The organism is Stenotrophomonas sp. SAU14A_NAIMI4_5 (assembly GCF_003086795.1).
Taxonomy (GTDB): domain Bacteria; phylum Pseudomonadota; class Gammaproteobacteria; order Xanthomonadales; family Xanthomonadaceae; genus Stenotrophomonas.
The window spans coordinates 828,783-854,564 of record NZ_CP026003.1 but is presented as its reverse complement, the minus strand read 5'-3'; the positions used below and the strand labels follow the sequence as shown (position 1 = coordinate 854,564).

22 protein-coding genes and 1 riboswitch are annotated in these 25,782 nt (G+C 68.0%); of the genes, 12 read left to right on the top strand and 10 right to left on the bottom strand.

Going from position 1 to position 25,782, the window contains the following annotated elements; all coding sequences use genetic code 11:
* Positions 1 to 12: 12 nt before the first annotated feature.
* The 4 genes from C1925_RS03850 to C1925_RS03835 all read left to right on the top strand — a co-directional run bounded on the left by C1925_RS03850 (position 13) and on the right by C1925_RS03835 (position 4,466).
* Complete coding sequence (locus C1925_RS03850) at positions 13 to 1,311, top strand: nucleoside transporter C-terminal domain-containing protein (RefSeq protein ID WP_108767780.1); 1,299 nt, start codon at positions 13 to 15, stop codon at positions 1,309 to 1,311.
* Between the two features lie 25 nt (positions 1,312 to 1,336).
* A complete protein-coding gene (locus C1925_RS03845) occupies positions 1,337 to 2,302 on the top strand; it encodes a ribokinase (protein ID WP_108767779.1) in 966 nt (321 codons plus the stop codon).
* A gap of 330 nt (positions 2,303 to 2,632) precedes the next feature.
* Positions 2,633 to 3,628, top strand: a complete 996-nt coding sequence (gene dusB / locus C1925_RS03840; protein ID WP_108767778.1) for a tRNA dihydrouridine synthase DusB — start codon at positions 2,633 to 2,635, stop codon at positions 3,626 to 3,628.
* A gap of 10 nt (positions 3,629 to 3,638) precedes the next feature.
* Complete coding sequence (locus tag C1925_RS03835) at positions 3,639 to 4,466, top strand: class I SAM-dependent methyltransferase (protein ID WP_108767777.1); 828 nt, start codon at positions 3,639 to 3,641, stop codon at positions 4,464 to 4,466.
* A 25-nt stretch (positions 4,467 to 4,491) separates the two neighbouring features.
* On the opposite strand, the gene C1925_RS03830 is transcribed toward C1925_RS03835, so the two are convergent.
* The 3 genes from C1925_RS03830 to C1925_RS03820 all read right to left on the bottom strand — a co-directional run bounded on the left by C1925_RS03830 (position 4,492) and on the right by C1925_RS03820 (position 8,220).
* On the bottom strand, positions 4,492 to 5,547 hold the full coding sequence (locus C1925_RS03830; protein ID WP_108767776.1) for a metal-dependent hydrolase: 1,056 nt from the start codon (positions 5,545 to 5,547) through the stop codon (positions 4,492 to 4,494).
* Between the two features lie 166 nt (positions 5,548 to 5,713).
* Positions 5,714 to 6,514: a UDP-2,3-diacylglucosamine diphosphatase gene (locus C1925_RS03825; protein ID WP_108767775.1), complete on the bottom strand. Its 801-nt coding sequence runs from the start codon at positions 6,512 to 6,514 to the stop codon at positions 5,714 to 5,716.
* Entirely contained in the window at positions 6,511 to 8,220 is a 1,710-nt protein-coding gene (locus tag C1925_RS03820; protein ID WP_108767774.1) for a lysophospholipid acyltransferase family protein, read from the bottom strand. Before C1925_RS03820 ends, C1925_RS03825 begins: the two co-directional genes overlap by 4 nt.
* A 314-nt stretch (positions 8,221 to 8,534) precedes the next feature.
* Here C1925_RS03820 and metK point away from each other — a divergent pair, with 314 nt between their 5' ends.
* Together metK and C1925_RS03810 are read left to right on the top strand one after the other, a co-directional pair.
* Positions 8,535 to 9,746, top strand: coding sequence for a methionine adenosyltransferase (metK, locus tag C1925_RS03815; protein WP_079220656.1), 1,212 nt, complete (start codon positions 8,535 to 8,537; stop codon positions 9,744 to 9,746).
* Between the two features lie 183 nt (positions 9,747 to 9,929).
* A complete protein-coding gene (locus tag C1925_RS03810; RefSeq protein WP_108767773.1) occupies positions 9,930 to 10,436 on the top strand; it encodes an acyl-CoA thioesterase in 507 nt (168 codons plus the stop codon).
* 82 nt (positions 10,437 to 10,518) lie between these two features.
* On the opposite strand, the gene C1925_RS03805 is transcribed toward C1925_RS03810, so the two are convergent.
* The 3 genes from C1925_RS03805 to C1925_RS03795 all read right to left on the bottom strand — a co-directional run bounded on the left by C1925_RS03805 (position 10,519) and on the right by C1925_RS03795 (position 16,557).
* The gene (locus C1925_RS03805) at positions 10,519 to 10,980 is read right to left on the bottom strand and encodes a hypothetical protein (protein WP_108767772.1); all 462 of its coding nucleotides are present in this window, start codon (positions 10,978 to 10,980) and stop codon (positions 10,519 to 10,521) included.
* Positions 10,981 to 11,055: 75 nt separating this feature from the next.
* Entirely contained in the window at positions 11,056 to 13,767 is a 2,712-nt protein-coding gene (ppc, locus tag C1925_RS03800; RefSeq protein WP_108767771.1) for a phosphoenolpyruvate carboxylase, read from the bottom strand.
* Between the two features lie 279 nt (positions 13,768 to 14,046).
* Positions 14,047 to 16,557 (bottom strand): prolyl oligopeptidase family serine peptidase, encoded by a 2,511-nt coding sequence (locus tag C1925_RS03795; protein WP_108767770.1) that lies wholly within the window; start codon positions 16,555 to 16,557, stop codon positions 14,047 to 14,049.
* A 123-nt stretch (positions 16,558 to 16,680) separates the two neighbouring features.
* Positions 16,681 to 16,764, top strand: a riboswitch (S-adenosyl-L-homocysteine riboswitch).
* Positions 16,765 to 16,800: 36 nt separating this feature from the next.
* Here C1925_RS03795 and ahcY point away from each other — a divergent pair.
* Positions 16,801 to 18,261 carry an adenosylhomocysteinase gene (gene ahcY, locus C1925_RS03790; RefSeq protein ID WP_108767769.1) on the top strand — a complete coding sequence of 487 codons (1,461 nt, stop codon included), beginning with the start codon at positions 16,801 to 16,803 and terminating at the stop codon, positions 18,259 to 18,261.
* A gap of 134 nt (positions 18,262 to 18,395) precedes the next feature.
* On the opposite strand, the gene C1925_RS03785 is transcribed toward ahcY, so the two are convergent.
* Positions 18,396 to 18,956 (bottom strand): energy transducer TonB, encoded by a 561-nt coding sequence (locus C1925_RS03785; protein ID WP_159097474.1) that lies wholly within the window; start codon positions 18,954 to 18,956, stop codon positions 18,396 to 18,398.
* 273 nt (positions 18,957 to 19,229) lie between these two features.
* Here C1925_RS03785 and ybaK point away from each other — a divergent pair, with 273 nt between their 5' ends.
* Both ybaK and C1925_RS03775 read left to right on the top strand, forming a co-directional pair.
* Positions 19,230 to 19,703, top strand: coding sequence for a Cys-tRNA(Pro) deacylase (gene ybaK, locus C1925_RS03780; RefSeq protein ID WP_108767767.1), 474 nt, complete (start codon positions 19,230 to 19,232; stop codon positions 19,701 to 19,703).
* A complete protein-coding gene (locus C1925_RS03775) occupies positions 19,703 to 20,146 on the top strand; it encodes a hypothetical protein (protein ID WP_108767766.1) in 444 nt (147 codons plus the stop codon). Before ybaK ends, C1925_RS03775 begins: the two co-directional genes overlap by 1 nt.
* 45 nt (positions 20,147 to 20,191) lie before the next feature.
* Here the strand turns inward: C1925_RS03775 and C1925_RS03770 are convergent, their stop codons facing one another.
* The gene (locus tag C1925_RS03770) at positions 20,192 to 20,749 is read right to left on the bottom strand and encodes a DUF3228 family protein (protein ID WP_108770611.1); all 558 of its coding nucleotides are present in this window, start codon (positions 20,747 to 20,749) and stop codon (positions 20,192 to 20,194) included.
* Positions 20,750 to 20,854: 105 nt separating this feature from the next.
* Between C1925_RS03770 and C1925_RS03765 the strand changes: the two genes are divergently transcribed.
* The 3 genes from C1925_RS03765 to C1925_RS03755 are packed head-to-tail and all read left to right on the top strand — an operon-like array spanning position 20,855 to position 23,966.
* Positions 20,855 to 21,985 (top strand): type 1 glutamine amidotransferase domain-containing protein, encoded by a 1,131-nt coding sequence (locus C1925_RS03765; RefSeq protein WP_108767765.1) that lies wholly within the window; start codon positions 20,855 to 20,857, stop codon positions 21,983 to 21,985.
* Between the two features lie 2 nt (positions 21,986 to 21,987).
* Positions 21,988 to 22,677 carry a response regulator transcription factor gene (locus C1925_RS03760; protein ID WP_108767764.1) on the top strand — a complete coding sequence of 230 codons (690 nt, stop codon included), beginning with the start codon at positions 21,988 to 21,990 and terminating at the stop codon, positions 22,675 to 22,677.
* Complete coding sequence (locus tag C1925_RS03755) at positions 22,674 to 23,966, top strand: HAMP domain-containing sensor histidine kinase (protein ID WP_108767763.1); 1,293 nt, start codon at positions 22,674 to 22,676, stop codon at positions 23,964 to 23,966. Before C1925_RS03760 ends, C1925_RS03755 begins: the two co-directional genes overlap by 4 nt.
* Positions 23,967 to 23,972: 6 nt before the next feature.
* On the opposite strand, the gene C1925_RS03750 is transcribed toward C1925_RS03755, so the two are convergent.
* The gene (locus C1925_RS03750; RefSeq protein WP_108767762.1) at positions 23,973 to 24,704 is read right to left on the bottom strand and encodes a LytTR family DNA-binding domain-containing protein; all 732 of its coding nucleotides are present in this window, start codon (positions 24,702 to 24,704) and stop codon (positions 23,973 to 23,975) included.
* Entirely contained in the window at positions 24,689 to 25,759 is a 1,071-nt protein-coding gene (locus C1925_RS03745; protein ID WP_108767761.1) for a histidine kinase, read from the bottom strand. Before C1925_RS03745 ends, C1925_RS03750 begins: the two co-directional genes overlap by 16 nt.
* Positions 25,760 to 25,782 lie beyond the last annotated feature (23 nt).

Here is a 25,782-nt window from a genome sequence, read left to right as displayed (position 1 = left end):
GGGGGAGCTCTCATGGTCGAAGGTTTGGGCAGGATCGGCTTCGGCCTTTTCGGGTTGGCGGTGCTGATCGGCATCACCTGGCTGTTTTCCAACAACAAGCGCGCGGTGGACTGGAAGCTGGTCATCACCGGCATCACCCTGCAGATCGCCTTCGCGGCGCTGGTGATCCTGGTACCGGGCGGGCGTGACGTGTTCGATGCCCTGGGCAAGGGCTTCGTCAAGATCCTCAGCTTCGTCAACGAGGGCTCGGGCTTCATCTTCGGCTCGTTGATGGACACCCAGAACTACGGCTTCATCTTCGCCTTCCAGGTGCTGCCGACTATCATCTTCTTCTCGGCGCTGATGGGCGTGATGTACCACCTGAACGTCATGCAGGGCATCGTCCGCGTGATGGCGTGGTCGATCACCAAGGTGATGCGCGTGTCCGGTGCGGAAACCACCAGCGTCTGCGCCAGCGTCTTCATCGGCCAGACCGAGGCGCCGCTGACCGTGCGCCCGTACATCGCCAAGATGACCCAGTCCGAGCTGCTGACCATGATGATCGGCGGCATGGCGCACATCGCCGGCGGCGTGCTGGCGGCCTACGTGGGCATGCTCGGCGGCGGTGACCCGGCGCAGCAGGCCTTCTACGCCAAGCACCTGCTGGCGGCCAGCATCATGGCGGCCCCGGCCACCCTGGTCGTGGCCAAGCTGCTGATCCCGGAAACCGGCACCCCGCTGACCCGCGGCACGGTGAAGATGGAAGTCGAGAAGACCTCCAGCAACATCATCGACGCGGCCGCGGCCGGCGCCGGCGACGGCCTGAAGCTGGCGCTGAACATCGGCGCGATGCTGCTGGCCTTCATCGCCCTGATCGCCCTGCTGAACGCCCCGCTGACCTGGATCGGTGATGTCACCGGCCTGGCTGCCGCGATCGGCAAGCCGACCAACCTGTCGACCATCTTCGGTTACGTGCTGGCCCCGATCGCCTGGGTCATCGGTACCCCGTGGGCCGATGCCACCACCGTCGGCTCGCTGATCGGCCAGAAGGTCGTCATCAACGAGTTCGTGGCCTACACCGAGCTGTCGCAGATCGTGAACGGCCAGATCGCCGGCGTGTCGCTGTCCGACGAAGGCCGCCTGATCGCGACCTACGCCCTGTGCGGCTTCGCCAACTTCAGCTCGATCGCCATCCAGATCGGCGGCATCGGTGGTCTGGCCCCGGAACGTCGCCACGACCTGGCCAAGTTCGGCCTGCGCGCGGTGCTGGGCGGTACCATCGCCACCTTCATGACGGCGACCATCGCCGGCGTGCTGACGCACTTCAGTTGAACCCTTGTTTGAGAAGAAATCCCCTATGAGCAGCAGTGTCGTTGTCGTCGGTTCCTTCAATGTCGATCACGTGTGGCGGTGCGAAGCGCTGCCGGCGCCGGGCGCGACCATTGCCGGCCGCTACAGCACCGGCCCGGGTGGCAAGGGCTTCAACCAGGCCGTGGCCGCCTGCCGGGCCGGCGCCGACACCACGTTCGTGTGTGCGCTCGGCGATGACGTCGGTGGCGCCACGGCGCGTGACCTGGCCGCGCAGGATGGCTTCGCGCTGATCGCCGAGGCCAGCAGCGAGCCGACCGGCACCGCCGGCATCTACGTCGATGCCCGTGGCCGCAACACCATCGTCATCGGCCCCGGCGCCAACGCCGCCCTGAGCACCGCGTTCCTGGAACAGCAGCAGGCGCTGCTGGCCGGTGCCAAGGTGGTGCTGGTGCAGCTGGAATCGCCGGTGCAGACCATCGAAGCCGCGCTGGCTGCGGCGCGCGAAGCCGGTGTCACCACCGTGCTCAACGCCGCACCGGCCGACGCCCCGTCCAGCATCGGCCTGCTGAAGCTGGCCGATGTGCTGACCCCGAACGAGACCGAGTTTGCTTCGCTGCTCGGCCGCCATGTGGGTGAGCGCGTGGATGCCGACGACGTGGCCGCGCTGGATGGCGCCAGCCTGCACGCGCTGTGCCGCAAGCTGGTCGGCAACGGCACCGTGGTGGTCACCCTGGGTGCGGTGGGCGTGTTCGTTTCGCACGCCGAGGAGAACCTGCGTGGCGACACCCAGCCGTACTACCGCGTGGGCGCCGAACAGGTGCAGGCGATCGACACCACCGGTGCCGGCGATGCCTTCAACGGTGCGCTGGCGGCCTCGATCGCCCAGGTGCCGGACGCGCCGTTCGCCCGCCACGTGCGCTTCGCAAACCAGTTCGCCGGCCGTTCCACCGAGAAGGAAGGCGCCGCTGCGGCGATGCCGCGCTTCACCCCGGCCGACGCTGAAGTGAAGTAACGCCACGCCATGCGTGGATGAAAACCCCGGTCGTGCGAACGACCGGGGTTTTTTGTGTCCGGCGACACGCCCCATCCACGCATGGCGTGGATCTACCGGGTGCGTGGGCCGCGCCATGCGTGAATGGAGGCTCCGGCCAGTAGATCCACGCCATGCGTGGATGGGCCTTCCCCCATGACCCAGCCGCCCACCATGACCGGCCCGTGGGGGCGGCGGAAGCGACCATCAAGCATCTGCTGATGCCGGTGTGGCATGAGGTCCGTCCGGATTGGCCTGAACAGGGCCGCCCTTGGCGGCGCGGCGGCGGGTCCTGCGGCCTACAATGGGCACATGCAGATCGGCCCGTACACCATTGCCCCCAACGTCGTGCTGGCCCCCATGGCCGGCGTCACCGACAAGCCCTTCCGCCTGCTGTGCAAACGGCTGGGCGCGGGTCTGGCCGCCTCGGAAATGACCATCAGCGACCCGCGCTTCTGGACCACGCGCAAGTCGATCCACCGCATGGACCACGAGGGCGAACCGGCGCCGATCAGCGTGCAGATTGCCGGCACCGAGCCGCAGCAGCTGGCCGAGGCGGCGCGCTACAACGTCGACCACGGCGCGCAGATCATCGACATCAACATGGGCTGCCCGGCCAAGAAGGTGTGCAACGCCTGGGCCGGCTCGGCGCTGATGCGCGATGAACTGCTGGTGGCGCGCATCCTCGAAGCCGTGGTCAACGCGGTGGACGTGCCGGTCACCCTGAAGATCCGCACCGGCTGGGACTGCGACCATCGCAACGGGCCGGTGATCGCGCGCATCGCCGAGGACAGCGGCATCGCCGCGCTGGCCGTGCACGGCCGCACCCGCGACCAGCATTACACCGGCCAGGCCGAGTACGGCACCATCGGTGAGATCAAGGCCGCGCTGCGCATCCCGGTCATCGCCAACGGCGATATCGATTCGCCGCAGAAGGCCGCCCATGTGCTGCAGCAGACCGGCGTGGACGCGGTGATGATCGGCCGTTCCGCGCAGGGCCGGCCGTGGATCTTCCGCGAAGTGGCGCACTACCTGGCCACCGGACAGGAACTGCCGCCGCCCTCGCTGGAGGAAGTACGCGACATCCTGCTGGGCCACCTGCATGCGCTGCACGCGTTCTACGGTGAGCCGCAGGGCGTGCGCATCGCCCGCAAGCACCTGGGCTGGTACGCCAAGGACCGGCCGGAGAACGCCGCCTTCCGCGCGGTGGTCAACCGTGCCGAAGACCCGGCCAGCCAGATCGCGCTGACCACCGAATATTTCGACCGCCTGATTGCCGGGGAACCGGCGATGCCCTCCGCTGCCTGATGCCACGACCATGACGCCGCCGATCTCTTCCCCGACCTACCTGCACGGTTTTTCCGGCACCGAACAGCAGCGCCTGATGACCCAGGCGCGCCTGCTGGAATCGAGCATCTTCGGCCAGATCGACTACACCGGTGCGCGCCACCTGCTGGAAGTCGGCAGCGGCGTCGGTGCGCAGACCGAAATCCTGCTGCGCCGCTTCCCCGAGCTGCACGTCACCGGCGTGGACCTGAGCGAGGCGCAGCTGGCCACCGCGCGTGAGAACCTGGCGCGCACGCCGTGGTGCAGCGACCGCTACACCCTGCAGCAGGCCGATGCCGGCGAACTGCCGTTCGAGGCCCGTAGCTTCGATTCGGCCTTCCTGTGCTGGGTGCTGGAACACGTGCCCTCCCCTGCGCGCGTGCTCAGCGAAGTACGCCGCGTGCTGGCCCCGGGCTCGCCGGTCTACATCACCGAAGTGATGAATGCCTCGTTCCTGCTGGATCCGTATTCGCCGCACATCTGGCGCTACTGGATGGCCTTCAACGATTTCCAGCACGACCACGGCGGCGACCCGTTCGTCGGCGCCAAGCTCGGCAACCTGCTGCTGGCCGGTGGCTTCCGCGACGTGCACACCGAGATCAAGACCATCCACCTGGACAACCGCGAACCGGCACGCCGCAAGACGATGATCGCGTTCTGGGAACAGCTGCTGCTGTCGGCCGCCGACCAGCTGCTGCAGGCCGGCGCCGTGGACGAGGACACCGTGGAAGGCATGCGCCGTGAGTTCCGCCTGGTGCAGAACGACCCGAACGCGGTGTTCTTCTATTCGTTCGTGCAGGGCCGCGCGACGGTGTATTGAGGGACCGCCCGCGCGGTGCGCGGGTTCACGGGTCGATGTGCAGGGTCGCCGCCGGCGGCGCCTGCCAGATCCGCTGCCACGTCGCCGCCAGCCGGTGCCCGGCATCGGCGCGTGCGGCCGGGCTGCTGTAATCCATGCGCTGCTGCTGCGGCACGATCGCCCGCCACTGCCCGTCCACCTGCTCGGCCACCGCGAAGTTGAAGGTGTAGTCCGGCTCCAGGCCCATGCGCAGGTCGCTCAGCACCAGCTGGTTGTCCACCACCTGCGCGCGCATGAAGCCGCGGTTGAACCACTGCAGCCGCTGCACGGCCGGAATCGCGGACGCTTCGCGCAGCGCCTGCACGTTGGACGGATGGCCTTCAAACCGCATCGGGCCCTGGTCGGCCACCAGCGAACGGTCGCCCACCACGTAGCCACTGGGCGTCATCGCCACCACCCGCCACAGCAGGGTGTTGAACGGCATCGGCACCGAGAACCGCGGCGCATCGCCCAGGCCCATCGCGGCCAGGCTCTGCTGCGCGGCGCGATCCACCTGGGCCTTGGCCACCAGGCCCCAGCCCAGGTAGGCCGTGCTGACCAGCAGCGAGACGCCCAGCACCTTGCCCGCCCAGGGCCGTGCGCGCGCGAACCAGGCCACCACGCAGCCCAGCAGCAGCCACACGGTGTAGGCCGGGTCGATGATGAAGACGCTGGAACCCATCGTCGGATGCGGCCGCAGCGGCCACCACAGCTGGGTGCCGTAGACGGTGAACGCATCCAGCAGCGGATGGGTGACCAGGGCCAGCTGGATCGCCCAGAACCAGCGCAGCGGTGACTGCGCCACGCGGCCGTTGCCGAAGCGCTTGAACAGCCACCAGATCAGCGCGGCCACCCACGGCAGCACCAGCAGCGAATGGCTGAAGCTGCGGTGGTCGACCATGTTGGCCACCGGGTCGGCGGCAGCGAAGCCGAGCCACAGCGCATCGAGGTCGGGCAGCGTGCCGAGTGCGGCACCGGCCAGGAGGGCCGCACGGCGGTGGCCGGGCGGAGCGATGGCGGCAGCGACGGCCCCACCGAGAACGATCTGGGTCAACGAGTCCATCGGCTGATGCTAACGCGATGGCCTGGCGTTTGTGGGGTTCTGGCCAGGTAGAGACGACTGTCAGTCGACTGCTTGTGGATCCACCCGCGCTGCGCGCGTCAGTCGAGCAACGCTCGACTCTACAAGAGCAAGCCGAGCATGGGCTCGGCGCTACAGAAAGCAGGTGCTACGCCGCCTGCGACATCCGCGCGCCGGGCAGCTCCACCAATGTCTGCCCGTGGTGGTCCAGCAGGCGCAGCGCGCCGTCGTGGTCCTCGGCCAGCGCGGTCAGGCTTTCCACCCAGTCGCCGTCGTTCGCATAGACCAGCCCATCGCGCTCGACCAGCGCCGCGCGGTGGATGTGGCCGCAGATGATGCCGTCCAGCCCGCGCCGGCGCACGTCATCCAGGCCGGCCTGGACGAAGCGCTCGATGTAGCGCTCGGCGGCGCCGCTGCGCTTCTTCAGGAATTCGGACAGCGACCAGTAGCGCATGCCGAGCCGGCGCCGCACCGCGTTCAACGCCTGGTTGCCGGTGAGGATGCGGTAGTACAGCCAGTCGCCGAAGCGCTCCTGCAGGCCGCCGAAGTGGGTCACGCCGTCGTAGTCATCGCCGTGCGCCACCAGCAGGCGGCGTCCGTCGGCGGTCACGTGGATGGCACGGCGGCGCACCTGCATGGCCGGCAGCATCAGCCCGCACACATGGCGGAGCGAGGCATCGTGGTTGCCGGGGATGTAGATGATCTCGGTGCCGGCGCGGCGCAGCGCATGCAGTGCCTGGATCACCTCGCTGTGCGAGGCACGCCAGTTGGCACGGCGGTGCGCCATCCACCACAGGTCGATGATGTCGCCGACCAGGTACAGCCGCTCGCAGCGCAGCTGGCCGAGGAAGGTGGCCAGTTCGGCGGCGTGGCAGTGGCGCGACCCGAGGTGCACATCGGAGACGAACACTGCACGCCGGTGCGGCGACAGGTTCGCCAGCGCGCTCATGCCGGCATCCCCGCGTCGCGCAGGTAGCGTTTGCGTTTGTTCGGGCGGATCGCCTGCAGGTCCACTTCGATCAGGCCGTCGATCGAATCGCTGAAATCCGGATCGACGCCGAACGCGAGGAAGCGGGCGCCGCCGGGTTCGCACAGATCGGTGTACTGGCGGTACAGCGTCGGCACACCCGTGCCCAGCGCGGTCAGGTTGGCCTTCAGCACATCGAACGCAGCGCCGGCGTCGAGTTCACCGAAGCTGGGCGGTGCGGCGAAGTACTGGAACGGCTGGTTGGATTCGACCAGGCCGCTGCGGCCACCGTAGTAGCGCTGGTAGTAGGCCACCAGCTGTTCGCGCGCCTCGCGCGGCAGCGCGGCGCTGATCGACACCGCGCCGAACAGGTAGCGGATGCCCGGCTGGCACTGCAGGTAGGCACCGATGCCCTGCCACAGGTAATCCAGGCTGCGGCTGCCCCAGTAATCGGGCACCACGAAGCTGCGGCCCAGTTCCAGGCCTTCGGCGATGCGGGTGATGGCATCGTCGGAATAGCGGAACAGCGAGGCGCTGTAGAGCCCGGCCAGGCCGCGGCGGGCCAGGGCCTGTGCGCCGCGCATGATGCGGTAGGCACCGGCGATGCGCTGCGCGCTGCCGTCCCAGATGACGATGTGCTGGTACTGCAGGTCGTAGCCGTCCAGGTCGCGGCTGCGGCCGGTGCCCTCGCCCACCTGGCGGAAGGTCAGCTCGCGCAGCCGGCCCAGCTCGCGCAGCAGCGCCGAATCGGCGGTGCAGGTGGCCAGCAGGATCTGCTTGCCATCACCGGTCTGGCCCAGCACCGTGGCCCGGGCGATATCGGCGGCCACCTGCGCCGGCGGCACCGGGGCGGCCAGTGGCTCGGGGCCGGCCGGCAGGCTGCCGGTGGCACTGTCCGCGGGGCCCAGGGCGTACAGCGCGCGGCGCACGGCCAGCAGCTGCGCGCCGGGGTCGCCCTGGCCCAGCTGCATCGGCTGGCCGATGCGCAGGCGCAGCGGGCGGCCGCGGCGGGCGAACATCTCGCGGGCCAGCAGGGCGGTGCCCGCCGGCTTGAACAGGGTCGAGGCGCCGTAGAACAGCGCCGAGTTGCGCGCTTCCACCCGCACCGGCAGCACCGGCGCCCCGGCGGCGCGGGCGAAACGGACGAAACCGCGCTGCCAGCGGCCATCGCGGATGCCCTGCAGCGACAGCCGCGACACTTCGCCGGCCGGGAACACGATGACGCACTGCTCGGCGTCCAGGGCCTGTTCCACCGCGTGCAGGCTGCCACGCTGGACCTTGCCGCCGAGGATGCGCACCGGCAGCAGCAGGTCCTGCAGCGGGCCGATGGCGCCCAGCAGGTCGTTGGCCACGATGCGCACGTCGCGCCGCACCCGGCCGACCGCGTCCAGCAGGGCCAGCGCGTCCAGTGCACCGGAAGGATGGTTGGCCACGATCAGGAGGCGGCCGCTGGCCGGGATCCGGGACAGGTCCAGCGGATCGACCTGGTAGCCGCTTTCGAGGAACTCCAGCCCGGCGGCGACGAAGTCGAAGCCGCGCAGATTCGCGCTGCGCTGCAGGAAGGCCTCCACCCGGTCCAGCCGCGACCAGCGGCCCACGCTGCGCAGCAGGGGCCGGGCCAGATGCCCGCGGCGGCCGCGGAACCAATCGGGGAAACGTTGCTGCAAGCGCTGCTCGAGTTCCTGCATGGCGTGCTCACTGATGCCCGGCGGCCGGATTGGCCGAGAGCCTGCGCCCGCCACGCGGCAGGCAGATGGCGGTTTGGCGGCAGAACGATGACGGCCCCGGCCGGTGGGCCCAGGCCGTGAAAACCGCCCGCCAATGGTCACGCCAGTGGAACACTGCCTGCGCACCATGGGCCCCGGGGCCCCGCCAGGCCTTGTCGCGGCGGGCACAACACCTTAACCACCGGCAACCCATACGGGTTCACAATGCACAGGCGGCGCACCCCGTGTATGATGCGCGCCCATCTTTCCATCCGAATCAAGGGATATACCGCCTGATGTCCAGCTATCTCTTCACCTCCGAGTCGGTCTCCGAAGGCCATCCGGACAAGGTTGCCGACCAGATCTCCGATGCGGTGCTGGACGCGATCCTGACCCAGGACCAGCGCGCCCGCGTGGCCTGCGAGACCATGGTCAAGACCGGTGTTGCCATCGTCGCCGGTGAAATCACCACCAGCGCCTGGATCGACCTGGAAGCCCTGACCCGCAAGGTCATCACGGACATCGGCTACGACAGCTCCGACGTCGGCTTCGACGGCGCCACCTGCGGCGTGCTGAACCTGATCGGCAAGCAGTCGCCGCACATCGCCCAGGGCGTGGACCGCAAGAAGCCGGAAGAAATGGGCGCTGGCGACCAGGGCCTGATGTTCGGCTACGCCACCAACGAGACCGACAGCTTCATGCCGGCCGCGATCCACCTGTCGCACCGCCTGGTGGAACAGCAGGCCAAGATCCGCAAGAAGCGCAACTCGCCGCTGTCCTGGCTGCGCCCGGACGCCAAGAGCCAGGTGACCCTGCGCTATGAAAACGGCGTGGTCTCGGCCATCGACGCCGTGGTCCTGTCCACCCAGCACGCCCCGGGCATCAAGCAGAAGGACCTCATCGAGGCCGTCCGCGAAGAGATCATCAAGCCGGTGCTGCCGGCCAAGTGGCTGCACAAGGGCACCAAGTTCCACATCAACCCGACCGGCAAGTTCGAGATCGGCGGCCCGGTGGGCGACTGCGGCCTGACCGGCCGCAAGATCATCGTCGACACCTACGGCGGCTGGGCCCGTCACGGTGGTGGCGCCTTCTCCGGCAAGGACCCGTCCAAGGTCGACCGTTCGGCGGCCTACGCTGCCCGCTACGTCGCCAAGAACGTGGTTGCCGCCGGCCTGGCCGACCGTTGCGAAGTGCAGGTCTCCTACGCCATCGGCGTGGCTGAGCCGACCTCGATCTCGGTCACCACCTTCGGCACCGGCAAGATCAGCGACGACAAGATCGAGAAGCTGATCCGCAAGCACTTCGACCTGCGCCCGTACGGCATCATCAAGATGCTGGACTTGGTGCACCCGATGTACCAGCAGACCGCCGCCTACGGTCACTTCGGCCGCAAGCCGAAGGAATTCAGCTACCTCAACGGCGAAGGCGAGACCGTCAACGCCACGGCCTTCTCCTGGGAGAAGACCGACCGCGCCGCCGCCCTGCGCGCCGATGCGAAGCTGAAGTAAAGTCGGCTGATAAAGCCGACGGGTAGAGCCGATTGTTAGTCGGCTGACCTTCCAGAAGGGCCGCGCAAGCGGCCCTTCTGCTTTCTGGTAGAGCCGGCCGCTGGCCGGCTTTTTCATGGGCGGACGCCATCGCGTGGTTGCCGGCCAGCGGCCGGCACTACCGGTTGCCGATACAATCGGTGCATGTCGACCGAACTGAAAACCCACCAGCTGTCCATGTCCGTGCTGATGTCGCCGGACATGGCCAATTTCTCCGGCAAGGTCCACGGCGGCGCCGTCCTGCGCCTGCTCGACCAGGTGGCCTACGCCTGCGCCAGCCGCTACGCCGGCAGCTACGTGGTCACCCTGTCGGTGGACCAGGTGATGTTCCGCCAGCCCATCGCGGTGGGCGAGCTGGTCACCTTCCTGGCCTCGGTGAACTACACCGGCACCTCGTCGATGGAGATCGGCATCAAGGTGGTGGCCGAGGACATCCTCAAGCGCAGCGTGCGCCACGCCAACAGCTGCTTCTTCACCATGGTGGCGGTGGACGAGGAAGGCCGGCCGACGGCGGTGCCGCCGCTGCAGCCAGCCAGCTCGGACGAGAAGCGCCGCCAGGCCGCTGCGCAGATCCGCCGCCAGCTGCGGCAGGAAATGGAACAGCGGCACCTGGAGCTGCTGGCGTCGAACCCGCCGTCGCCGGAAGACTGACCGCGAACCCGGTAGTGCCGGCCGCTGGCCGGCAACCCTGCGTGCTGCCAAACATGATGGGATTGCCGGCCAGCGGCCGGCACTACCCTTCCTGTTCGGGCAGATAGGGCGACAGGAAAGACTCGATGTTCAACAGTGGATCGGCCTGTGCGAGTGCGGCCGACGCGTCCACCGACGACACCACGAACATGTAGTAGTCGTAACCGAAATGAACTTCGGCGCTGTCGCCCACCAGCTTGCACCAGATGACGTTGCGTAGCACGTCACGCGCCACCCGCTCGATCCCATCCAGATCCAGCGGCTGGCCCTCGTGGTAATCGCGTGAGTCGCGCCGTTCAAGCGACTGGATGCGCAGTGACTCGACGCCGACGCCGACGCAGAAACGCCTGATCGCATCCAGATACGCATTCTCGACAACGAGGTAATCCTCGAGACTCACCAGGCTGCCGACATCACCGAAGTCCGTCCACTCTTCGGGCGGTGAGCAGAGGTATCCCTCGGGCATCCGCTGCCAGTACTTGGTGATACGCCAGGAATGCTTCATGGGGCGAGAGGATAACGGAACCGATATCGCGGTGATGCCGGCCAGCGGCCGGCACTACCCTTTCGAATTCACAGGTCAGCCGGTGTTCTGCACGCCCTGCGAAACGCCATTCACGCAGGCCACCAGCGCGCGCAGCAGGTCATCATCCTCGCGCCCGCTGGCCCGCCAGCGCTGCAGCAGGTCCACCTGCAGCACGCTGATCGGATCCACGTAGGGATTGCGCAGGCGGATCGACAGCGCCAGCCGCGCATCATGATCCAGCAGGGTCTGCTGCCCCATCAGCGCCAGCAGCCAGTGCCGGGTGAGCGCGAGCTCCTTCTCGACCTGCGGGAAGAAGCGACCGTGCAGGTCACCAGAGAGCTGCGAGAACTGTTCGGCGATGGTGATATCGCCCTTCGAGAGCACCATCGCGATGTCGTCGAGGAAGGTGCGGAAGAACGGCCAGTCACGCGCCATCTCGCGCAGCGTCTGTTCATGGCCGGCGTCCACCGCCGCCTGCAGGCCACTGCCCACGCCGTACCAGCCGGGAATGACGGCACGCGCCTGGCTCCAGGCGAACACCCACGGAATCGCCCGCAGGTTGCCCAGCGCCGCATCCTGGCCCAGGCGGCGCGACGGCCGCGAGCCCAGGGTCATCCGCTCGATCACATCGATCGGCGTGGCCGTGCGGAAGTAATCCATGAAGCCGGACTGGCCGACGAAGGCGCGGTACACCTCGCTGCTGGCCGCGGAGACGGTGTCCATCACCGGCCGCCACCCGTCTTCGCGCGGCTCCGGCGCGCGCGGGCGCAGGCTGGCGCGCAGCACCGCACCGGTGGCCTGTTCCAGCGAACGCAGCGCCAGCGCGCGGATGCCGTACTTGCGGTGGATCACCTCGCCCTGTTCGGTCACCCGCAGGCGGCCATCGATGCTGCCGCGCGGCGAGGCGTCCACCGCGTGGGTGGTCTTGCCACCGCCACGGCTGATCGAACCGCCACGGCCGTGGAAGAAGGTCAGGCGGATACCGGCCTCGGCCGCGACATCCAGCAGTTCCACCTGCGCACGCTGCAGGCCCCAGCGCGAGGCGGCGATGCCGCCGTCCTTGCTGCTGTCCGAGTACCCCAGCATCACCATCTGCACGTCATCGCGTGCACGCAGGTGCGCGCGGTACACCGGATCCTCCAGCAGATCACGCAGGGTGGCGGTGCCACGCTTGAGGTCGTCCACGGTTTCAAACAGCGGCGCGATGTCGAGCGGTACGCCGCCATCGGCATCGACCAGGCCACCGCGTCGCGCCAGTGCCAGCACCGCCAGCACGTCGCCGCGATCGTGCGCCATCGAAATGATGTAGCTGCCCAATGCATCGCCGCCATGGCGTGCGCGTGCATCGGCCAGCGCCGCGAACACCGCATCCAGGCGCTGGTTGCCCTCGTCATCGCCCTTGGGCAGCGGTGCTTCGCCGCTGGCATGCGGGCCCAGCAGGCGCGCACGGCCCAGTGCATCCAGCGCCTGCCAGGCGTCTTCTCCGCCCAGCACTGCGGCAAGCGCGCGGGCATGCACGCTCGATTCCTGGCGCACGTCCAGCCGCGCCAAGTGGAAGCCAAAGGTCTTCACCCGCCACAGCAGGCGCTGCACGGCGAAACCACCGGCGTGTTCGCCACGGTGGGCACGCAGGCTGTCGAGGATCAGCTGCAGGTCGTCGATCAGTTCATCCGGGCCGGCATAGGCACCCTCGCCATCATCCAGCGTGGCCTGCAGGCGCGCACGCATGCGGTCGTTGAGCAGGCGGTACGGCATGTCGGCGTGGCGCGGGCGCGACTGCACCTGCGGCAGCAGCTGCTGGTAGTGCGCCACGCGCGCCTGCAGCGCATCGCTCACGCCCACCCGTTCGGTGGACTGGCTGAGCAGGCTGGCCAGCTGCAGCAGTTCCTTCTGGTAGCGCCCGAGCACCGCCTGCCGCTGTGCATCCAGCGTGTTGCGGATGGTGCCGGCATCCACGTTCGGGTTGCCGTCCATGTCACCGCCCACCCAGGTGCCGAAGCGCAGCAGGCGCGGCAGCGGCAGCTCCTCGCCGTAGGTATCGCGCAGCGCCTGCTGCAGCGATTCGTACAGCACCGGAATCACCCGGTACAGCACCTGCACCAGATAGAAGCCGACGTGCTCGCGTTCGTCATCGACGGTGGGCCGCACCGGCGAGGAATCGGTGGTCTGCCACGACGCGGTGAGCGCCATGCGGAAGCGCGCGGCATCGGCAGCAGCCTCGCCCGGCGTGCGCTGGCCATCCAGGTTGTCCACCAGGCTGGCCACCATCAACTGCTCTTTCTCCAGCAGCGCGCGGCGCACCGCCTCGGTCGGGTGCGCGGTGAACACCGGTTCGATGTCGATGCGCGGCAGCCACTGCGCCAGCTCGTCCAGGCCTACGCCCTGCGCCTTCAGGTGCTGCAGCGCATCCTGCAGGCCATCGGGCTGCGCCGCGGCAGTGCCGGCACGCTGGTAATCACGGCGGCGGCGGATGCGGTGCACGCGCTCGGCGATGTTGACCACCTGGAAGTACGTGCTGAACGCACGCACCATGGTTTCGGCCTGCTCCGGCGTGCGCCCGGCCAGGCCATCGGCCAGCTCGGACAGCGGTGCCTGGTTCTCGCGGCGCGCGATCGCGCGGGTACGCACGTCCTCGACGTCGTCGAGGAACGCGGCGGACACCTGTTCGACCAGCAGGTCGCCGACCAGTGCGCCCAGCCGGCGCACATCATCGCGAAGCGGAAGATCGGGGGAAGCGAATTCGATGCTGCTGCGGTACTCGTTCATCGGCGACGCACGAACCTCGGGGCATGATCCGTCGCCAAGCCTATCCCAATTCGACGCCGTTGCTGCGTTGCAGAAATGGTTTCATCTGCACGTATCCGCCGGCTACGGATACACCGGTCGGGCAAACACCGCCGGGGTAGAGTCGACCGTTGGTCGACTGCTCTTCTTGCGGCGCTTGGAAAGCCCGCGCTGCGCGCGATAGTCGACCAACGGTCGACTCTACCCCGCCGGAGCAACAGGCGGCCCCCGTTGCAGGGGCCGCCATCATCACGCGCGCGGTCAGCGCTTCTTCTTCGTCTTGCCCTGCTGCACCGGGCCGATGGTCTGTTCCAGCCAGCGCTCGCTCTCGGCCAGCATGGTCATGATCGATTCGCGTGCGCGGTAGGCGTGCGATTCGTTCGGCAGCATCACCAGCCGCGCGGTACCACCCAGGCCCTTCACCGCGGCGAACATGCGCTCGCTCTGGATCGGGAACGTGCCGGAGTTGTTGTCGTCCACGCCGTGGATGAAGAGGATCGGATCCTTGATCTTGTCCGCGTAGTTGAACGGCGCCATCTTCTGGTAGACGTCCTGCGCCTGCCAGTAGTTGCGCTCCTCGGCCTGGAAACCAAACGGGGTGAGCGTGCGGTTGTAGGCGCCGCTGCGGGCGATGCCGGCCTTGAACAGGCGGGTGTGCGCCAGCAGGTTGGCGGTCATGAACGCACCGTAGGAATGGCCACCGATGGCGATGTGCTCGCGGCCGGTCACGCCACGACGCACCACTTCGTCCACCGCGGCCTGTGCATTGGCCACCAGCTGTTCGATGTAGGTGTCGTTGGGTTCCTTGTCACCTTCGCCGATGATCGGCATGGTCGGGCTGGCCAGCACCACGTAGCCCTTGGCCAGGAACGCCTGCGGACCCCAGTAGCTGATCGCGTTGAAGCGGTACGGCGAATCGGTCACCTGGCTGGCGGCCGTGGCACTCTTGAACTCACCCGGGTAGGCCCACATCAGCAGCGGGCGCGGGCCATCACGCTTGGGGTCGTAACCCGGCGGCAGCAGCAGCGTCGCGGTCAGGTCCACGCCATCGGCACGCTTGTAGCGGATCTGTTCCTTCTGCACGCCCTTCAGCTGCGGCAGCGGGTGGGCGAAACGGGTCAGCGCGCGCGGGGCGGCGTCGGCCTGGGCCAGCGACTGCACGAAGAAGTTGGTCGGCTCGTCCGGGCTTTCGCGGGTCAGCAGCAGCGACTCACCTTCCTGGTCCAGCAGCGCGACCGGTGCCGAATAGACCGGTGCCTGCGAATGGAACAGGCGGGTGGCCTTGCGGCTTTCGATGTCGAAGCGGTCGACGAACGGACGGTCACCTTCCGGCGACGCGCCCTGCCCGTACAGGAAGATGCTGCGGCCATCGGCGGTGGTCTGCAGGCGGCTGCGGCCGTTGACGTCGCGCACCACACCGGCGCGGCCCGGATCGTTGTAGCGGTCCTGTGCATCGCGGTCCCACAGCAGCTGCGGCGACTGCGTGGCGTCGTCCGGGGTGATGCGCCAGGTCTTGGTGTTGCGCGTCTTCCACCACGATTCGCTGAGCAGGGCCAGATCGCCACGGCCCCAGGTGATGCCACCGAAACGGCTGCCCAGCTGGGCCAGGGTCACCGGCGGCTTCTCGAACGGCGCGGCCTGCATGAACACCGCATCGCGCACCTTGGCGTCACGGTTCGGGTCACCGCCGTCCTGCGCTTCGGCCCAGACCAGGGTCGCCGGCGCATCGGCGCGCCAGCTGATGTCACGCACGCCGGTCACCTCGGCATCGTTGCCGGTCGGCAGGCCTTCCACCAGCGGGCGCGAGGCCACGCTGTGGGCCAGCTGGCCGTTGCGGTCGAGCACGTCGATGCGGCGCGGGAAGCTGCCCACCGGCACCACGTAGGAATACGGCCGCTGCACGGTCTGGCTGAGCAGGTAGTTGCCGTCCGGCGAGGCCGCCAGGCCCAGGTAGATGCCGGCCATGCCGATGGCGCGGGCCTGGCCGTCCAGGCCGACCTGCATCGGCTGCGCACGCGCGTAGTAATCGAACAGGCGCGCGTCGGCTTCGTTCTTCAACAGATCCTGGTAGGTGCGGATGGAGACCACGCCGCTGCTCTTGCCGGTCTGCTGCACGGCCGGGCCGGTCGGGATGCCATCGGCAGGCGGCGGATCACCGGCATTGGCCAGGCGGGTCATCACGATCAGGCCGCGGCTGTCGGGCAGCCACTGGTAACCGTCGCCGAACACCGTGTTGAGGTTGGCCTGCAGGCGGCGCGCACTGCCGTTGGCCACGTCCACCAGCCACAGCTCGTTGGCGCCGCTGGCGGCGTCGACCTGGTTGAAGGCCAGCCACTTCTGGTCAGGCGACCAGGCCAGGCCGGCGATCGACAGCTGCGCCGGCAGGCCGCTGATCTGCCGTTCCTTGCCGTCGGCCACGTTCATCAGCCACAGCTTCTCGCCGAAGCTGAAGCGGCTGTCGGAGAACGTGCGCGGGTTGATGCGGATGCCGGCCAGCTTCAGTTCCGGCTGCGCCACCACCTGGATCGACGGCAGCGACGGCATCTGCATCAGCGCGGCCACGTCGCGGCGCGGCGACAGGAACAGGCTGGGCGCACGCGGCGCATCGACCACCGCCTGCAGCGCGGCCGAGGGCAGCTCATAACCGGCCACGTCCCTGGCGGCGGCCACCTGCGGGCTGTCGGCCGACCACGCCTGCGGGACCACCGCCAGCAGGGCCATGGACAGGACCAGGCCGGTCCAGCGCCGGCTGCGGCGCGCGTGCTTGCTCATCGTTCTTCCTGTTTTGGATGCGTGAAGACCTTCGACCTTAACAGGCGCCGACCCGCGCCCCATCTGCCGATGGTTGGGTCGCTCCGGTTCCGGCCCGGGGCCGCGATATACTGGGGGTTCTCCCCTGCCGAGGGGCGCTGCGACCGGATCCCCTGAGGCCCGGCCAGGCTCGGTAAGGTGGCTTTGTAACAACGGCGCCCGGCTAGATGCGAGTACCCGCTCGCCCACAACCGGAGCTACTGCATGAACGCTGTTGCCAAGACCTTCTCCACCGAAGGTGACTACAAGATCCGCGACATCACCCTGGCCGACTGGGGTCGCAAGGAACTGGACATCGCCGAGCACGAGATGCCGGGCCTGATGTCGATCCGCCGCAAGCACGCCACCAGCCTGCCGCTGAAGGGCGTGCGCGTGACCGGCTCGCTGCACATGACCATCCAGACCGCGGTGCTGATCGAGACCCTGAAGGACATCGGCGCCGACGTGCGCTGGGCCTCGTGCAACATCTTCTCGACCCAGGATCACGCCGCTGCGGCCATCGCCGCCACCGGCACCCCGGTGTTCGCCTGGAAGGGCGAGAGCCTGGAAGAGTACTGGGACTGCACCCTGGACGCGCTGACCTTCACCCTGCCCGACGGCACCCTGACCGGCCCGGAGCTGGTGGTGGACGACGGCGGTGACGTGACCCTGCTGATCCACAAGGGCTACGAGCTGGAAAACGGCAGCGACTGGGTCAACACCGCCTCCTCCTCGCACGAAGAACAGGTCATCAAGAACCTGCTCAAGCGCGTCGCCGTCGAGCGCCCGGGTTACTGGGGCCGCGTGGTCAAGGATTGGAAGGGCGTCTCCGAAGAGACCACCACCGGCGTGCACCGCCTGTACCAGCTGGCCCAGGCCGGCACCCTGCTGATCCCGGCGATCAACGTCAACGACTCGGTCACCAAGAGCAAGTTCGACAACCTGTACGGCTGCCGCGAGTCGCTGGCCGATGGCCTGAAGCGCGCGATGGACGTGATGCTGGCCGGCAAGGTCGCCGTGGTCTGCGGCTACGGTGACGTGGGCAAGGGCTGCGCGGCGTCGCTGCGTGCCTACGGCGCGCGCGTCATCGTCACCGAGATCGACCCGATCTGCGCACTGCAGGCGGCGATGGAAGGCTATGAAGTCAACACCATCGAATCGACCCTGGGCCGTGCCGACCTGTACGTCACCACCACCGGCAACAAGGACATCATCCGCATCGAGCACCTGAGCGCGATGAAGGACCAGGCCATCGTCTGCAACATCGGCCACTTCGACAACGAGATCCAGGTCGATGCGCTGGTGGCGTTCCCGGGCGTGCAGCACGTGAACATCAAGCCGCAGGTGGACAAGTACATCTTCCCGGCTTCTGATGGAAGTGCTGGCAATGCGATCTTCCTGCTGGCCGAAGGCCGCCTGGTGAACCTGGGCTGCGCCACCGGCCACCCGAGCTTCGTCATGTCCAACTCGTTCGCCAACCAGACCCTGGCCCAGATCGACCTGTGGGCCAACAAGGACAGCTACGAGAAGAAGGTCTACCTGCTGCCCAAGCACCTGGACGAAGAAGTGGCCCGCCTGCATCTGGAAAAGATCGGCGTGAAGCTGACCACCCTGACCCAGGAACAGGCCGACTACATCGGCGTGCCGGTGGAAGGCCCGTTCAAGCCGGACCACTACCGCTACTGATGCCGTGCCCGGGGTCGGATCCCTTTCCGCAGGAAAGGGCTCTGACCCCGGCAACGGATGCAAACGGAACGGGCGCCTTCGGGCGCCCGTTCTGCGTTGGCGGACTCACTCAAATGATCCGTGCGGCAGTGCGCTCAGAATTCGAAGTTGACCGGAATCCTGGCCAGGCTGACGTCGGGCGGATCACTGCGCTTGCTGCTGAACGTCCAGGCCGAGGCCGCGTTGATGGCTGCCTCGTCCAGCGCCGGATGGCCACTGGACTCGGCGATGATCCTTCCCGTCACCCGGCCCTCGCGGTTGATCACCACCAGGATCACGGTGGTGCCCTTCAGGCCCTGCTTGTAGGCCTCCTGCGGGTATCTCGGCGGAGGCGACGACAGCGGCCACCAATCGACCGGCGGAGCATCCGGCGGGTCGGTGTCGACCAGGCAGCGCTGCGGTACACGGATGCCCAGGCGGGTCTCCTGCTTCGGGTCCACTTCCAGGGCAATGCCGCGACAGTTGCCCGCCAGCGCGGACAGGAACATGGCCTGCCGCAACATCGCGTGGACACTCGACGCCACGCCGGTGAAACGACACTGGTCACCCTTGCGGTGCGAGGCCATCGACACCATGCCGGCATCGATCAGCTCGCCCACGGCCTTGCCTCGCGTGCAGCGTCCGTCATCGGCCAGTGCCGGTCCGGCGGCCAACATCATTCCGGCAAGCAGGCCTGCCGCGATCATCCGCTGATATGCCACTCCATTCCCCTGTGCTGCGTCCTGTTGCCCCCAGTCTGCCACGTCGGTGCAGACGGCGGCAGCTCGGTCATGCCCGTTGGCTCATCCACGCATGGCGTGGATCTACTGGGGGGCGGATGGCGTGGATCTAGCGGGGGCGGAGGATCAGTAGATCCACGCCATGCGTGGATGCTCTCCGGCAGTAGCCTCGGTCAAGGCAACCCGCCCAGCGCGCGCTACGATGCCCCCATGACTCCCGCCATCAACCTGCTCAAGCGCGAGAAGATCGCCCACACCGTGCGCAGCTACGTGCACGACGCACACGCCGAGTCCTACGGTGGCGAAGCCGTGGAGAAGCTGGGCCTGGACCCGGCGCAGGTGTTCAAGACCCTGCTGGCCAGCACCGAAACCCACGAACTGCTGGTGGCGATCGTGCCGGTTGGCGGCCAGCTGGACCTGAAGGCGCTGGCCGAAGCCGCAGGCTGCAAGAAGTGCGAGATGGCCGCCGCCGATGCCGCCCAGCGCGCCACCGGCTACCTGGTCGGCGGCATCAGTCCGCTCGGGCAGAAGAAGCGCCTGCGCAGTTTCCTCGATGCCAGCGCACAGGCCCTGCCGACGCTGCACGTCAGCGCCGGCCGCCGCGGCCTGGAAGTGGAACTGGCCCCGGCCGACCTGCTGCGGCTGACCGCAGGGCATTACGCGCCCATCGGGAAGGCCCGCTGATGTCCGCGGCCGATGCCCTGCTGCAGGATCTGCTAAGTGGTGATGCCACGCGTATCCATGCCTCGGCCTGCCGGGTCGCGGTGACGTTCGATCCCGGGCTGCTGGATGCACTGGCGCCGCATGCCGACCGCATCGAACGGGCCTGCGCCGGGGTCACGCTGGGCGGTGCGCTGCTGGCCAACCAGGTGCATCTGCAGTCTGCGCTGAAACGCCTGCGCTACTGGCAGGCGCAGGCCGGCTGCCTGTGCGCGCTCACGCCGACGTATCTGTTTTTCGACCCGCGCAGGCTGATCGAACAGGGGCAGATGCAGTTACTCTCGGTGGGCGATGCCGATGACGGCTGGGGCGAATGCCACCACGTTGCCTGCACGCAGTGTGGTCAGCACTGGCAGGTGACCGACCGCGAATACCATTACCCGTGGTGGGAGTGGAAGGTCGCCTGACGGAAGAGCATCCACGCATGGCGTGGATCTACTGGGGCCAATGGATCACGGCCGCCAGTTGGCGTTGTTCTCCCAGAACTGCACGGCGCGCTGGTAGGCCTCGCGGTCCAGCGGCACGCCGGAACCGCCCTCCTCCACGCCCAGTGCATTGCGCATCATCGTGATCGGCGCCATCGGCACTTCTTCCGGCTCGGCGGTGTAGATGCAGCCGACGATGCCCCAGTCCGCGTCGATCGGCGAGCCTTCCTTGGCCAGCTGCTCGGCGCTGTACAGGATCACCACAAGGTAGTTCGCGCGCGGCGATTCCACGCCCTCGAACCAGCGCACCAACACCGGCAGCTCCTCGCGGTTGCGCGCTTCGTAGCCGCTGCGCAGCAGGTGGCGGTTGGCCTCGGTGACCGGCACGGTCAGGCAGCGCGTGCTGGTCCAGTTCTCGTAGACGAACAGCTTGCAGAACGGCGCGTAGCCGTCGAGCACCTTCAGCGGTGCTTGCGCGTTGAGGTGTGCCTGGAACTGCTCTGCGCTGACATCCTGGATGGTGTTGGCGCGCGGCACGCGCGGGAACAGGCGGGGACGGGCGAACTCAGTGAGGACGATGGACATGGCGTACACGGGCGGGAACAGGTCATCAGGGTAACGGCCGATGCGCTTGAAGTCTGCTTCACATTTGACGGCCACAGTGCGCGTACATCTCCCGGAGAGTCCTGTATGAACCGCTTCCACCGCCCTCTGCTGTCCGGCCTGCTGGCCCTCCTTCTCCCCGCTGCCTTGTCCATCCCTTCCCTATCTGCCGCATCACCGCGGGTGCTGCTCGTGGTCAGCAGCGAAGGCCGGGACCAGGGCAAGACCCGTCCGGGCTTCGAGATGGACGAATTCGCGCAGGCCTGGCTGATCCTCAAGCAGAACGGCTTCGACATTGATGTGGCAAGTCCGCGAGGTGGCGCCGTCGAGGCTGACAAGTACAACCCCTCCGAGGCTTTCAATGCCGCCGTCCTTGCCGATCCGCAGGCCATGGGCAAGCTGGCCGCGACCGTGCCCACCGCACGACTGCGTGCCAGCGACTACCAGGGCGTCCTGGTGATCGGCGGCAAGGGCGCCATGTTCGATCTTCCCGTCGACACCGCCCTGCACGCCACGATTGCCGGCATCTGGCAGCAGGGCGGGTTGGTCGCGGCGGTGTGCCATGGCCCGGCCGCGCTGGCAGGTGTTCGCCTTCCCGATGGCCGGGCGATGGTGGATGGCCGCGCCGTGACCGGTTTCACGGAAGAGGAAGAAGCCCTGTTTGGCAAACGCTGGGCGAAGGAATTCGCGTTCCAGCTTGAACCGCGCATGCGCGAGCTGGGCGCACGCTGGCAGGAGGCACCGCTGATGATGCCGAAAGTCGTGGTCGATGGACGCCTGCTGACTGGCCAGAACCCGTTCTCGACCGCCGCGCTGGCCGATGCCTTCGTGCGCGCCAGCGGACGCGTGCCACTGGCGCGCCAGGCATGGCGCGACGAGCGCAGCATGGCGCTGGTGGAGCAGCACCTGCAGCAGCGCGATGGACAGGCGGCACGAGAACTGGCGCAGCGCCCTTCCGACCATCACGTGGAGTTGATCGGCATGCTGGGCTTCTACCAGCTGAAGGGCGCCAAGGATGCCAGCGCCATCACCGACGCGCTGTCCATCATGCAGTTGGCCAGCCCGCATATGGACGAACCGAGGCTGCAGGTCGCGATGGCAGAAGCCCACTGGCGCCTGGGACGGACCGAACTGGCCCGTTCGCAGATACTGGCTGTGCTGGAAAAGCAGCCCGGACTGGACGAAGCTAACGCTCTCCTGGCCCGCATGCAGCCCTGACCATGGACGCCGAGCGCCTGCGCCTGCTGTTGATTGAAGACAACCTGCCGTTGGCCTCGGCCATCATCGACATGCTGCAGGCGCATGGCCATCTGGTCGATTTTGCCGCTGAAGGTCACCTCGGGCTGCAGTTGGCACTGGCTTCACCGCCGGATGTATTGCTGCTCGATATCGGGTTGCCCGGCATCGATGGCACGACCGTCTGCCATCGGCTGCGCGAGCGAAGCGATCGGCACGTCCCGGTGCTGATGCTGACCGCACGGGATGCGATCGGCGACAAGCTGCAGGGCTTCGCTGCGGGCGCAGATGACTATCTGGTCAAGCCCTTCGACGACGCCGAACTGCTCGCCCGCTGTCTCGCCCTCGCCCGCCGCCATCGCGTGGGTCAACCGAACCTCCTGCAGGTTGGACCGTTGAGCATCGACCGCCGCAGCGGCCAGGCCTGGCGTGCAGGAATGCTTCTGGAACTGGCACAGGTCCCGCAGAGCATCCTGCTCATGCTGGCCGAGGCCTGGCCGCGAACGGTCACGCGCAGCGAGCTCGTTCAACGCCTGTGGGGTGATGAGGCACCGCCTTCCGATCCGCTGCGATCGCACCTGTATCTGTTGCGGCAGGCACTGGACAGGCCGTTTGAAGGCGAGATGCTGCGAACCGTCCACGGTGTCGGCTTCCGTCTGGAAGCCTCGCCATGAGGCCGCGGCCAACCCAGCGCCTGCGCCGCCGACTGGTGATCACATTCACCGCCTTCGCGCTGTTTACCGCCATGGTGTTCGGCACCTATTCGCTGGTATTCATGTACGTGGTGGAAGACAGCATCTTCAACGCCCAGCTGGACCGTGAAGCCCGGGCCCAGCTTGCCCGCCACGCGCACGAAGGGGACTGGGGGACGCCTGCCGACGCCGCCATCCAGCTGCATGACTCACCTTCGACCTTCCCTGACGATCTACGCAGCGAGTTCGCAAAGGAACCCTGGCGCTCGGAGTTCGCAGGCGTCGATGGGCGGCACTACCATCTCAAGCGGATCGATCCTCCGGCCGGCGCCCCGCCTGCGTGGCTCGTGTCGGAAGTCAGCGCGCAACTGGTGGTCCGACCGATCCGCGACCGGGTTGTCATGCTGCTGGCCGGCACGGCACTGCTGGTCTTGATCGCGGCGATTGCTCTTGGCATGTGGCTCGCCCATCGCAGCACGCGCTCGCTCTACGTGCTGGTCGAAGAGGTTGAAGCGCTGCAGCCGGAACCTGGCCACGGCATGCGCCTGGCAGCACGTTTCGACGATGACGAGATTGGCGTACTCGCGCGCGCGCTCGATGGGTTGTCCGCACGCGTCGCTGCCTTCCTTGCCCGCGAACAGGCGTTCACGCGCGATGCCAGCCATGAGCTGCGCACACCTCTGAGCGTCATCTCCAGTGCGGCAGGCCAACTATCCAGCGAGCCAGCATTGTCCGAGCGTGGCCGCCAGCATGTGCAGCACATCCGCCTTTCGGCACTGCAGCTGCAGCAGGCCATCGCAGCGCTGCTGGCGCTGGCACGCGAAGAAACCGCCAGCCACGGTGCGCCGCCGGTCAAGCTGGTACCGCTGCTGGAACGGGTGATCATCGAGCAGTCTCCGTTGCTGGCCGCGCGGCCTGTCGAAGTGCGGCTGAGCGTGCCCAACGAGGCCGCGCTGCGTGCGCCCGAGGCGGCCCTGCGCGTCGTCCTGGCCAATCTGGTCGGCAATGCGTTCGCGCATACCGCGCAGGGAGAGGTCCTGATTGCATGGCAGGACGGTCACCTGCTGGTGCACAACACCGCGGGTACATTGCCCTTTCTGGGCAGCTGGCCCGAACCGCGGCCCTTCGACAAGCGAGATGGCAGCGAGGGCAACGGCCTGGGCCTGGACATCATGCGGCGACTCTGCAGCCACTACGGGCTCGAGCTGGTCATCCAGCATGGCGGCGAAGGGGTCATGGCCCGTTTGACGGGTCAGCCCGCCGAGCTGTAGCAGCGGCTACAACGCCATCCGCTCGCGCAGCTCACGCGCCTGCCGCCGCGACACCCCCACCTCGCTGCCATCATCCAGCGCCAGGTCGTAGCCATCGGCAATACTGGGGGTAACGCTGCGGATGCGCCGCAGGTTCACCAGCGTGTTGCGGTTGGCGCGGAAGAACAGTTCAGCGGGCAGGCGTGCTTCCAGCGCACTCAGGCTGCGCGTCAACAGCGCGTTCTGGTCGCGGAACCACAGGCGGGTGTAGTTGCCATCCACCACCAGCCTGCGGATTTCGCCCACCGCCACGAACCAGCAACGCTCGCCATCGCGCACGAACACCTGGTCCTGCGCGTTCAAGCCGCCACCTGCAACCACCGCCGGCGCGGCAGGCACCTCGTGCTGGCGCGCGCGTTCCAGCGCTTCATGCAGCCGCGGCGCTTCCACCGGCTTGACCAGGTAATCCAGCGCATTGGTCTGGAAGGCACGTACCGCATAGGCATCGTAGGCGGTGACGAACACCACGGCGGGTGCCGGGTCCAGGCCATCGAGCACGTCGAAGCCGGTGCCGGACGGCATCTGCACATCCAGCAGCACCAGGTCGGGCTTCAGCCGTGCGATCGCCTCGCGCGCCGCCGGTACGTCATCGGCCTCGCCCACGCACTGCACCCACGGCAGCGCCGCCAGCAGCGTGCGCAGTTCCTGCCGCGCCAGCCGCGCGTCATCGACGATCAGGACATTCAGGGTCGTGCGCATTGCGGAATCTCCAGGACGGCCTGCATGCGGCCGTCCAGCGGTTGCAGATGGAAGCGGCCGCCACGGCCGAGCTGCGAGCGCAGGTAGGCCAGGCCGACGCCATGCCCGGCGGTCGTGGCATCCGTGCCGGCCATGGCCACACCCAGCGGGTTGTCGACCTGCAGCCGCAGCAGGCCGTCGCGGCACTGCGCGCTGATACGCACCTCGCCACCGCCAGGGCACACGGCGATGCCGTGCTTGATCGCATTTTCCACCAGCAGCTGCAGCGCCATCACCGGCAACCGTGCCTGCGCGGCATCCGCGTCGACGTCGATGCGTACCTGCAGGCGCTGTTCGTAGTGCACGGCCTCAACGGCCAGGTAATCGCGCACCACGGCCAGCTCGTCGGCCAGCAGTGCCTCCTCGTTGCGCGCGTGCTCCAGCGCGTGGCGCAGCGTGCGCGACAGATCGGTGACCATCTGCCGCGCGCGCTCGGGGTCTTCGAGGATCAGCGCGCGCAGGTTGTTCAGCGCATTGAACATGAAGTGCGGATTCAAGCGCGCGCGCAGTGCATCGCGTTCCAGCGCGCTGCGCTGGGCCTCGGCCCGCAGGCGTTCGAGTTCCGCGTGGCGCGCCTGGCGCAGGCTGTGCAGGCCGGCCCACAGCGCGGTCCACAGGCCCAGCAGCAGCACAGTGTTGAGCAGATAGGCCAGCCGCGCCACCGGGCGGAAGTCACCCGCCCGTCCGCCGAAATCCACCCAGCCCAGTGCCAGCGCCGGCTGCAGCAGGGCGGTCAGCAGCAGCTGGGCCAGCAGCGCGCCCAGCAGCACCGCCAGCGCAAGCCGCAGCACCAGCGCGCCGAACTCGCGCTGCCACCAGCCGCGCCGCAGGGCCAATGCGCGCACGCCTGCACTGATGCCCCACAGCAGCACGCCCAGGCCGACGCTGATGAGCGTGCCACCACTGCTGGCGCCGCCGCCGAAGGTGCTGTTCATCGCCAGGCTGAGCGCGCAGAACAGCGCCCACCCGAGGGTGTTGATCAGCCAGAAGCGCAGTGTGGAAGTCGAATCGGGCATGGCGATGGCCGGAGCGGACGGAA